At 74.3% G+C, this 10788-nt stretch carries 3 protein-coding genes; all 3 read left to right on the top strand.

The annotated features are described in order from the left end of the window. The coding region (locus AAHZ94_RS19385) for a type I polyketide synthase (protein WP_349994231.1) at positions 1-2064 on the top strand (2064 nt) is incomplete at its 5' end. Between the two features lie 34 nt (positions 2065-2098). Continuing rightward, complete coding sequence (locus AAHZ94_RS19380; protein WP_349994230.1) at positions 2099-3151, top strand: phosphopantetheine-binding protein; 1053 nt, start codon at positions 2099-2101, stop codon at positions 3149-3151. A gap of 20 nt (positions 3152-3171) precedes the next feature. Beyond that, positions 3172-10788: SDR family NAD(P)-dependent oxidoreductase (locus tag AAHZ94_RS19375; RefSeq protein ID WP_349994229.1), on the top strand; the 7617-nt coding region annotated here is incomplete at its 3' end.

The raw sequence follows: 10788 nt of genomic DNA, 5'->3' as shown, positions 1-10788 counted from the left end.
GGGGCCCCCGGGGGGGGCGGCCCCCCCCCCCGGGGGGGGGGGGGCAACCCCCCGGCCCGCCCCCCCGGCGGGGGGGGGCCCCGGGGTCGGGGCCCCGGGCGGGCCGGCGCCGCCGCCGCGCCCGTCGACGAGCCGATCGCCATCGTCGGCATGAGCGGCCGGTTCCCCGGCGCCCGCACCGTCGAAGAGCTGTGGCAGATCGTCGCCGAGGGCCGCAGCGTCATCGCCGACGTGCCCGCCGAGCGCCAGGGTTGGTCGGCCGATGAGGAACTGCCCGAAGGACAGCAGCCGGCACGGTTCGGCTCCGTGCCCGGCATCGCCGAGTTCGACCCGCTGTTCTTCGAGATCTCGCCCCGCGAGGCCGAGCTCATGGACCCGCGCCAGCGGCTGCTGCTCCAGGAGATGTGGCGCGCCCTGGAGGACGCCGGCTACGGCGACCGGGCGGTCGCCGAAGGCAATGTGGGCGTCTTCGTCGGCGTCGAAGAGGGCGACTACCGCTACCTGGTCGACGAACAGGCCAGCGTCACCTCCAACAGCAACGCCATCCTCGCCGCCCGGCTCGCCTACTTCCTGAACCTGTCAGGCCCCGCCATGGCCATCAACACCGCCTGTTCGTCCGGCCTGGTGGCGCTGCGCGAAGCCTGCCTGAGCCTGGCCCACGGGGACTGCGACACCGCCATCGTCGCCGGCGCCGCCCTGATGACCTCCGACCACGACTACACGGCCATGGAGAAGGCCAACATGCTCTCGCCCGACCGGACGTGCTACGCCTTCGACGAGCGGGCCAACGGCATGGTGCCCGGCGAGGCGGTGGCCGTCCTGGTGCTGAAGAAGCAGCGGGCGGCCGAGCAGGACGGCAACCCCGTCCACGCCACCATCCTCGGCAGCGGCATCAACTACGACGGCAAGACCAACGGCATCACCGCGCCCAGCGGCGAGGCCCAGTCCCGCCTGCTCACCTCGGTCTACGACCGGTACGGCATCGCCCCGGACTCGCTGGACTACATCGTCAGCCACGGCACCGGCACCCGGCTCGGCGACCCGATCGAGACCAACGCGCTGGCCGAGGCGTTCCGCCCGCACACCGACCGCACCGGCTACTGCGCCCTGACCTCGGTCAAGCCCAACATCGGGCACAGCATGGCCGCATCGGGGCTGGTCAACCTCATCTGCCTGGCCACCGCCATGCGCGAGGAGACCATCCCGCCGAGCATCAACAGCGACCAGCCGAGCGACTACATCGACTGGCAGCAGAGCCCCTTCTACGTCAACCGCGAGCCCCGCGCCTGGCCCGCCACGCCCGGCCGGCCCCGCCGCGGCGCGGTCAGCTCCTTCGGCATGAGCGGCACCAACGCCCACGTCGTACTCCAGGCACCCGCGGCGCCGCCGCCGGCCGGGCACCAGGTTCCGCAGCACCACCTGCTGCTGGTCTCGGGCAAGACCGAAGAGGCGCTGACCGAGCGCCTCGAAGCCCTCGCCGACCACCTCGCCAAGGGGCCCGACGACGCCGCGTACCTGGCCTCGGTCAGCCGCACCCTGATGACCGGCCGGCACCACTTCGCGCTGCGCTGCGCGGTGGTCGCGCAGGACCGCGAGGACGCGGTGCGGCTGCTGCGGGAGGCCGCGGCCGGCGTCAAGATCCCCAACCTGGTACGCGGCACGGTCAGCCGGGACTTCGCGCCCAACGCCACCATCGGCAAGCTGATCGACGGCCTGGTGCGGACCAGCCGCACGGTGTGGGAGGACGGCGTCCGCTACTCGGACCACCTCACCGCGCTCGCCGAGTTCTACTCGCAGGGCTACCCGCCCCACTTCGACGGCCTGTGGGAGACCCGGCCCCGCCTGGTCTCCCTGCCCGGCTACCCCTTCGCCACCGAGCACTACTGGGCCTCGGCCGCGCCCGGCAGCGCCCTGGCGGTCGGCACACCCGACGCCGGCCTCCAGCCCGCCGTACAGGAACACACCCAGGACGGCAAGGTCATCCACCGATTCAGCTCGCAGTTCTCCGGCAGAGAAGCCTTTCTGAACGACCTGCTGATTCCCATCGAGAACACCACTCGCTGAGCAGCGGCACTTTTAGCAGGAGGAATCGATCCACATGTACGACGGTATGGACGCCTCGCGTGTCAAGGTGCTGCCGGAAGCCGCTCAACTGGAGATGGTGCGCGCCGCCGCGACCCTGGCGGCCGAGGACCGCGGCGACGCCGGGTCCGTGGTGCGCCTGACCGACGTGGTCTGGCACGAGCCGGTCGTCGTCGGCCCGGAGCAGCAGGTCCACGTGGACCTGCACCCCGGCGCGCACGGCGCCGCCGACACCTGGGCGGTGTTCGCGGACGCGGGCGCCGGCACCGGCAGCAGCGGCACCGTGTCCGTGCTGCACGAGGCGGGCGCCGAGCGGGTGGACCTGACGGCGTACGGCACGGGCCAGCGGCCCGGCACCCTCCTGGTGGACCTGGCCGCCGGCGGGTCGGGCGGGCGCACCAACGCCGTGGTGGTGCCCGGCCAACTCGCCGCCTGTCTGGCCGCGGTGGCCCGCGAAGCCGACTGGGACGCGGCCGACGTGTGGCTGCTTGGCGCCGACGAGGTGACGTACGCCGACTCCTCCCGGCAGGCCGTCAAGGGCGCGGTGGAGATCCTCCTGGACCCCTCGGGGCGGACCGCGACGCTCTCCGTCGACCTGGTGGACCGGCGCGGCAAGAGCCTGGTCAGCTTCCGGGCCCTGCGCGTCTCGGCCGACGAGCGGCAGCCGGCCGAGGCCGGAGCCGAACAGGCCGGCCCGGTTGCGTCGGCTGCTTCGCCTGGTCAAGCCGGCCCGGTGGGCGCCGCCGCCCCCGCCGCCACCTCGCAGACGGTGGAGACCGTGCCGCCCGGCCCCGGGCGCCGGACGGAGATGACCGGCTGGACGGTCGCCGAGTGCCTGGACTGGGAGCTCAAGGACGTCGTCTTCCACCTGCTGAAGCTGCCGGTGGACAAGCTGGACGAGACGGCCAACCTCCAGGACTACGGCTTCGACTCGATCAGCCTGGTGGAGTTAGCCGGCGTGCTCGGCGAACGGCTCGGCGTGGAACTCACCCCCGACGTCTTCTTCAGCTACCCCACCCTGGCCCGCCTCGCCCGCCCCCCCCAGGGGCGCGTGGGGTTTAAAACATAAGGCGCTGGCGCCCCAAAAACGTGTGGGGCGGGGGGGGGCGCCCCCCGCGCCGCCCCGCCCCCCCCCCCCCCCGCCCCCCCCCCCCCCCCCCCCCCCCCCCCCCCCCCCCCCCCCACCTCCTGGGGACGGCCGCGGACACCCTCGAAGCGCACTACCGCGAGGGCCGCACCATCACCCGTACCATCACGAGCCCCAGCAACACCGGTAGCGCCGGGGGTGCCGGCAGCCCCGCCGCGCCGGCCGCCGCCCCGCAGGCCACCGGCGCCACGCCGCGCGCCCAGCGCCGGCCCGAGGCCCGCCAGCGCCGGCTGCGCATGAGCGCCCCGGCCGCCGCCGTGGACGCGGGCGCCGTCGGCACCGAACCGGTGGCGATCGTCGGCATGAGCGGCCGGTTCCCCGGCGCGCGGACCGTCGACGAGCTGTGGCAGATCCTGGCCGACGGCCGCTCCGTGGTCGGCCAGGTGCCGGCGGAGCGGCGCCCCGCCTGGGGCACCGAGCGCCGCATGGGCGCGATCGAGGGCGTGGCCGAGTTCGACCCGCTGTTCTTCGAAATCTCGCCCCGCGAGGCCGAACTCATGGACCCGCGCCAGCGGCTGCTGCTCCAGGAGATGTGGGCCGCCCTTGAGGACGCCGGCTACGGACCCGAGCAGTTGGGCCAGGAGAAGGTCGGCGTCTTCGTCGGCGTCGAAGAGGGCGACTACCGCAACCTCATCACCGGCGACACCGGCGTCACCTCCAACAGCAACGCCATCCTCGCCTCCCGGCTGGCCTACTTCCTCAACCTGTCCGGGCCGAGCATGGCCATCAACACCGCCTGCTCCTCCGGCCTCGTCGCCCTGCACGAGGCGTGGCTGAGCCTGCGCTACGGCGACTGCGACACCGCCATCGTCGCCGGCGTCAACGTACTCGCCGACCCGGCCAGCTACGACGCGATGGCCCAGGCCGGCATGCTCTCGCCCGAAGGCACCTGCCGCGCCTTCGACCGGCGCGCCGACGGCATGGTGCCGGGCGAGGCCGTCGCCGTCCTGGTCCTCAAGCGCCAGCAGGCCGCCGAGGCCGACGGCCAGCGCATCCACGCCACCGTCCTGGGCAGCGGCGTCAACTACGACGGCAAGACCAACGGCATCACCGCCCCCAGCGGCGCCGCACAGGCCCGCCTGCTGAAGGACGTGTACGGGCGCGCCGGCGTGCCCGCCGAATCGGTGGGCTACCTCGTCACCCACGGCACCGGCACCCGGCTCGGCGACCCGATCGAGATCAACGCGCTCGCCGAGGCGTTCCGCGACTCCACCGACCAGACCGGCTTCTGCGCGCTCACCTCGACCAAGCCCAACATCGGGCACACCCAGGCCGCGTCCGGCCTGGTCAGCGTGGTGGCGCTGGCGCTCGCCATGCGGCAGGAGGTGATCCCGCCCAGCATCCACTGCGAGGAGCCCAGCGACTACATCCGCTGGGAGGACAGCCCCTTCTTCATCAACCGCGAGTCCCGGCCCTGGCCGCAGGAGGCCGACCGGCCGCGGCGCGGCGGCGTCAGCGCCTTCGGCATGAGCGGCACCAACGCACACGTCGTCCTGGAGGCGCCCGGCAGCGCCCGCAGCGACCGCGCGGCCATCGACGAACAGCCCGCGGCCCCCGCCCACCTGCTGCCGCTCTCCGCCAAGACCGCCGACGCCCTGGACCGGGCGCTCACCGAACTCGCCGACCACCTGGCCGCCCGCACCGACGCCGGACCCGGCTACCTGGCCTCGGTCAGCCACACCCTGACCGCGGGCCGGCACCACTTCGCGCACCGCTGCGCCGTCGTCGCCGTCGACCGCGAGGACGCCGTACGGCTGCTGCGCCAGGCCGCGCAGGGCGAAAAGCCCCGCAAGGTCTTCCGCGCCACCGTCACCCGCGACTTCACGCCCAACAGCCTCGTCGGCGCCCTGGTCGCCGAGGCCCCGCGGCGCCGCCAGGACCCCGCCCGCTACCAGGAACTCCTGGTGGCCATGGCCGACCTGTACTGCCAGGGCTACGACCCGCGCCTGCCCGACCTGTTCGACGGACAGGTGCTGCGCATCGGCCTGCCCAGCTACCCCTTCGCCCGGCGCACCTGCTGGCTGCCGGAGAGCCACACCGCAGCCGCCACCGGCCGGCAACTGCACCCGCTGGTCCACGAGAACACCTCAAGCCTGACCGAGCAGCGCTACGGCTCGCTGTTCACCGGCGCCGAGCCGTTCCTCACCGACCACGTCGTCCACGACCGCAAGATCCTGCCCGCCGCCGCCTACCTGGAGATGGTGCGCGAGGCGGTCCAGCAGGCCACCCGCGGCCCGGGCGCCGACGCCGTCCGGATGCGGCTGGTCAACCTGCGCTGGCTGCGCCCGCTGGCCGTCGAAGGCCCCGTCCAGGGGCAGCTCGCCCTCATCCCCGAGCCGGGCGGCGACATCGGCTTCGAGGTGTTCTCCGGCGAGGCCGACACGGACATCCACTGCCAGGGCGACGCCGTCCTGGTGCCCCCGGCGCAGGCCGACGAGGCGCCCGTCATCGACGTGCCCGCCGTCCGCGCCGACTGCACCCGCACGCTGGGCGCCACCGAGTGCTACGAGCTGTTCGCCGCCGCCGGGCTCCAGTACGGGCCCACCCACCGCACCATCACCGAACTCGGCCTCGGCACCGACCTGGTCGTCGCCCGCCTCGCCCTGCCCGCGGCCGACGACTCCTACGTCCTGCACCCCGGCCTGCTCGACGGCGCCTTCCAGGCCACCGCGGGCTTCATGGCCGCGGAGGGCGTCACCGGCCACCTGCCGGTCGCCCTGGACGAGGCGGAGATCTACGCCCCGGCCGCCACCCCCGCCTGGGCCGTCATCCGCCGCCTGCCCTCGGCCGGCGCCTGGGTGAACCGCTTCGACATCGACCTGTGCGACGACGCCGGCCGCGTCAGCGCCCGACTGCGCGGCTTCACCACGAGCCTCAGCAGCAGCGACATGGCGGCACCGGGCGCCGGTGCCACCCCGGCGACCGGCCTGTGGCAGGCCGACTGGACCGCGACCGAGCTGGCTGCGACCTCGCCGACCGCGACCGGCGAGCCCACCGGCTGGGCCGCGCACCACGTCCTGCTCTGCGACCTGCCCGCGGCCCCCGCCGCGGACCAGTTCGGCACCGGAGTCAGCGTCCGGATGCTGACCAGCACCGGCGAGGACACCGCCGAGCGCTTCACCAGCCTCGCCGAGCAACTCTTCCAGCACGTACGGGAGATCCTCACCACCCGCTCCGCACACGACGTACTGCTCCAGGTCGTCGTCCCCGGCGGCGGCGCGGCCCAGGTGCACGGCGGGCTCTCCGGGCTGCTGCGCACCGCCCAGTTGGAGAACCCGCGCCTGGTCACCCAACTCGTCGCTCTCCAGCCCTCCTTCGACATCCAGACGCTGCCGGCACGGCTCGCGGCCGAGGCCGCCGGCGACCAGCTCGACCCCGAGGTCCGCCACACGGGCGACGCCCGTCTGCTGCCCGGGTGGACGATGCTGCCGCAGCCGACCGAAACCGCGGGCCCGGCGCTGCCCTGGCGCGCCGACGGCACGTATCTGATCACCGGTGGCGCCGGCGGCCTCGGGCTGCTGTTCGCCGAGGAGATCGCCCGGCAGGCGCCCGGCGCGCGCATCGTGCTCACCGGCCGCTCGCCGCGCACCGCCCGCATCGACGCGGCCCTCACCCGGCTGACCGAGGCCGGCGCCCGCGCCTCCTACCGCAGCCTGGACGTCACCGACCGGGCCGCCGTCGCCGCTGCCGTCGCCGACCTCGCCGCCAGCGGCGGGCTGCACGGCGTGCTGCACTGCGCCGGCGTACTGCGTGACAACTACCTCATCCGCAAGGAGCTGGGCGAACTCCGCCAGGTGCTGGCCCCCAAGGTGACCGGCCTGGTGGCGCTGGACGCCGCCACCGCCCACCTGGACCTGGACCTGCTGGTCTGCTTCGGCTCCACATCGGGCGCGGTCGGCAACGCCGGCCAGGCGGACTACGCACTCGGCAACGCGTTCATGGACCGCTTCGCCGCACACCGCGCCGAACTGGTGCGGGCCGGCGAGCGCAGCGGCCGTACCCTCGCCGTCGACTGGGCGCTGTGGCGCGATGGCGGCATGGGCGTCGACGACCAGGTGCTGGCCCAGATGGAGGCCCGCAGCGGCCTGGTGCCCATTCCCCGCGAGGACGGCATCGCCGCCTTCTACCGGGCGCTGGCCCGCGACGCCACCCAGACGCTGTGCCTGTCGGCCAGGGACGCCCGGCGGCTGGCAGCGGCCACCGACCGGCTCACCGAGCGCCCGGCCCGCCAGCAGCAGGTGGCCGCGGCGGGCGAGCCGGACGCGGGCGTTGCGGGCGGGCGCGTCGTGGACTACCTGCGCGAGGTCGTCGGCCGCGAGCTCAAGCTCGACACGCCGAGCCTGGAGGCCGACGCCCCGCTCAGCGAGTACGGCATCGACTCCATCAGCGTCATGACGCTCACCGACGCGCTGGAGCGCGACTTCGGCAAGCTGCCCAAGACGCTGTTCTTCGAGTACCAGACGCTGGCCGAACTCGGCGGCTACCTGCTCGCGGCACACCCGGCGCAGGCCGCCCGGGTGGTCGGCGCCGGAGCCAAGCCGGCGGCGCGTACGGTAGCGGCGCCGCAGCCCGCCGCCGGCGAGCGCCCGACCACCACCGTCGCACGCCGCCGGGGCCGCTCCCGCTTCCTGCCCGCCGCCGGACAGGCCGCCGCCGCGCCCACCGGCTCGCCCGACATCGCCATCATCGGCCTCGCCGGCCGCTACCCGCAGGCCCCCGACCTGGACACCTTCTGGTCCAACCTGCTGGCCGGCCGCAACAGCGTCACCGAGGTGCCGGCCGACCGCTGGGACCACCAGAGCTACCAGCAGGACGGCATCTACTGCCGCTGGGGCGGCTTCATCGAAGGCGCCGACCAGTTCGACCCGCTGTTCTTCAACATCGCGCCCCGCGAGGCCGAGTTGATGGATCCGCAGGAGCGACTGTTCCTCCAGTGCTCGTACGCCGCGCTCCAGGACGCCGGCTACACCCCGCAGGACCTCGACGGCCAGGGCACGGACGGCACGGCGCGCCGGGCCGGTGTGTTCGTCGGCGTGATGACCTCCGACTACCAGTTCTTCGGCCTGGAGCGGCAACTTGCCGGCGCGCCGATCGCCACCGGCGGCAACTTCTCGTCCATGGCCAACCGGGTCTCCTACCACCTGGACTTCCACGGCCCCTCGCTCGCCGTGGACACCATGTGCTCCTCCTCGCTCACCGCCATCAGCCTGGCCTGCGAGAGCATCCGCCGCGGCGAGAGCGACGTGGCGATCGCCGGTGGCGTCAACCTGTCACTGCACCCCAACAAGTTCCTCCTCCTCTCCCAGGGCAAGTTCGCCTCGACCAACGGCCGCTGCGAGTCCTTCGGCGACGAGGGCGACGGCTATGTGCCGGCCGAGGGCGTGGGCGCGGTGCTGCTCAAGCCGCTGGCGCTGGCCGAGGCCGACGGCGACCACGTCTACGGCGTCATCAAGGGCACCGCCCTCAACCACGGCGGCCGGACCAACGGCTACACCGTCCCCAGCCCCAACGCCCAGGGCAACGTCATCGGCACGGCGCTGCGACAGTCCGGGATCGACCCGCGGGCCGTCAGCTACGTGGAGGCGCACGGCACCGGCACCAAGCTGGGCGACCCGATCGAGATCCGCGGCCTGAGCCAGGCACTGGCCGGCGTCGGCCAGAGCGGCCAGGTAGCCATCGGTTCGGTCAAGTCCAACATCGGCCACGCCGAGGCCGCCGCCGGCATCGCCGGGCTCACCAAGGTGCTGCTCCAGATGCGGCACGGCACGCTGGTGCCCTCGCTCCACTCGGACGTGCTCAACCCGTTCATCGACTTCGACGACACACCCTTCGCGGTGCAGCAGGACGTCGCCGAGTGGCAGCGGCCGGTCATCGACGTCGACGGTCAGCCGCTGACCCACCCGCGCGTCGCCGGCCTCTCCTCCTTCGGCGCCGGCGGCTCCAACGCCCACCTGGTCATCGAGGAGTACGCGCCGAGTGCCGGCACCACCCGCCGCCCGGCCGCGGGCCCGGCCGGCCCGGTCGCCCTCGTGCTGTCCGCCAAGACCGAGGAGCGGCTGCGGGTGAGCGCCGAGCGGCTGCTCGCCGCGCTGCGCACCGGCCGCTACACCGACGCCGACCTGCCCGCCATCGGACACACCCTGCAACTCGGCCGGGAGGCGCTGACCCACCGCCTGGGCCTGGTCGCCCAGAGCCTGGCCGAAGCGGACCGCAAGCTCGCCGGCTACCTGGCCGGCTCGGCCACCGCGGGCGAGGTCGTCACCGGACAGACCAGGGCCGGCGCCACCGACACGGACCAGCCCGTCGGCGCCGCCGGCCGGCCGCAGCCGCTGGTCGAGGCATGGACCCAGGGCCTGGCCGTCGACTGGCGCGAGCTGTACGCGCCGGGCGACGCCCCGGGCCGGATCAGCCTGCCCGGCTACCCGTTCGCCGAGGAGACGTACTGGCTGCCCGGCGGCGACCGGCTGCCGGTACGCGCCGGCAGCGTCGCCACGCTGCACCCGCTGGTGCACGAGAACACCTCCGACCTGACCCGCCAGCGCTTCAGCTCCCGGCTCACGGCCGCCCCGACGCCGGCCGCCGCGCTGGAGATGGCGCGCGCCGCACTGCTGCTGGCCAGCCCCGGCGCCGCTGCCGACACGCACACGGTGCGACTGACGGACGTCACCTGGCACGGCGCCCCGGCGCTGGCCGCCGACGGCCAGGCGGTCCACGTCTCCCTCCTGCCGACCAGCGCCAGCTCCGTGGAGTGGGCGGTCTACACCGACCAAGTAGGCTCGGAGGACGAGGAGTTGGTGGCCGGCGAAGGCGTCGCGACGCTGGCCCCGGCCGCCGCGCAGCCCGCCCCGCGCCTCGCCAAGGACGGTGCCGAGGGACGGCTCATCGAGGTGGCCGCGCCCGAGACGGGCCACCCGGCGCTGGCCCTGCTGCACGCCGTCGAAGCCTGCCTGGCCACCGTGGACGAGGTGCACACGGCCCGCGAGGTCCTCTTCACACCGGCCGCCGAACGGCCGGCCTGGGCGCTGCTCGACCAACGCCCGGACGACCTGGACCTGACGGTGTGCGCGGCGGACGGCACCGTACTGCTCCAGGTGCGCGGCCTGACCCACGGCGGCGCGGCCGACACGGAAGCCGACGCGGTCACCGAGGTGGCAGCCGCGGCAGCCGATGCGGTCGCCCCGGCAGCGGCCGAGGTCGCCGCCGGCCCGGGACGGCGGGCCGAGATGGCCGGCTGGTCGCTGGCGCAGTGCCTGGACTGGGAGCTCAAGGACGTCATCGCCGGCGTGCTCAAGCTGCCCGTCGACCGCATGGAAGACGGCGTCAACCTCCAGGACTTCGGCTTCGACTCGATCAGCCTGGTGGAGTTCGCCGGTGTGCTCGGCGAGCGCCTCGGCATCGACCTGACCCCCGACGTCTTCTTCAGCTACTCGACGCTGGAGGCGCTCGGCGGCCACCTCCTGGAGACGCACGCCGCGACCCTGGAGCCCTTCTACCGCGAGGGCGGCACCGCAACGGGCGGCGCCGCGGTCGCCAAGCGGCCGGCCGCGAAGGCCACCCGG

It is taken from the genome of Streptomyces sp. HSW2009, from assembly GCF_040240285.1.
In the GTDB taxonomy this organism is placed as follows: Bacteria; Actinomycetota; Actinomycetes; order Streptomycetales; family Streptomycetaceae; genus Streptomyces.
The sequence above is the reverse complement of the archived record's forward strand: the minus strand, read 5'-3'. Positions and strand labels throughout refer to the sequence as shown.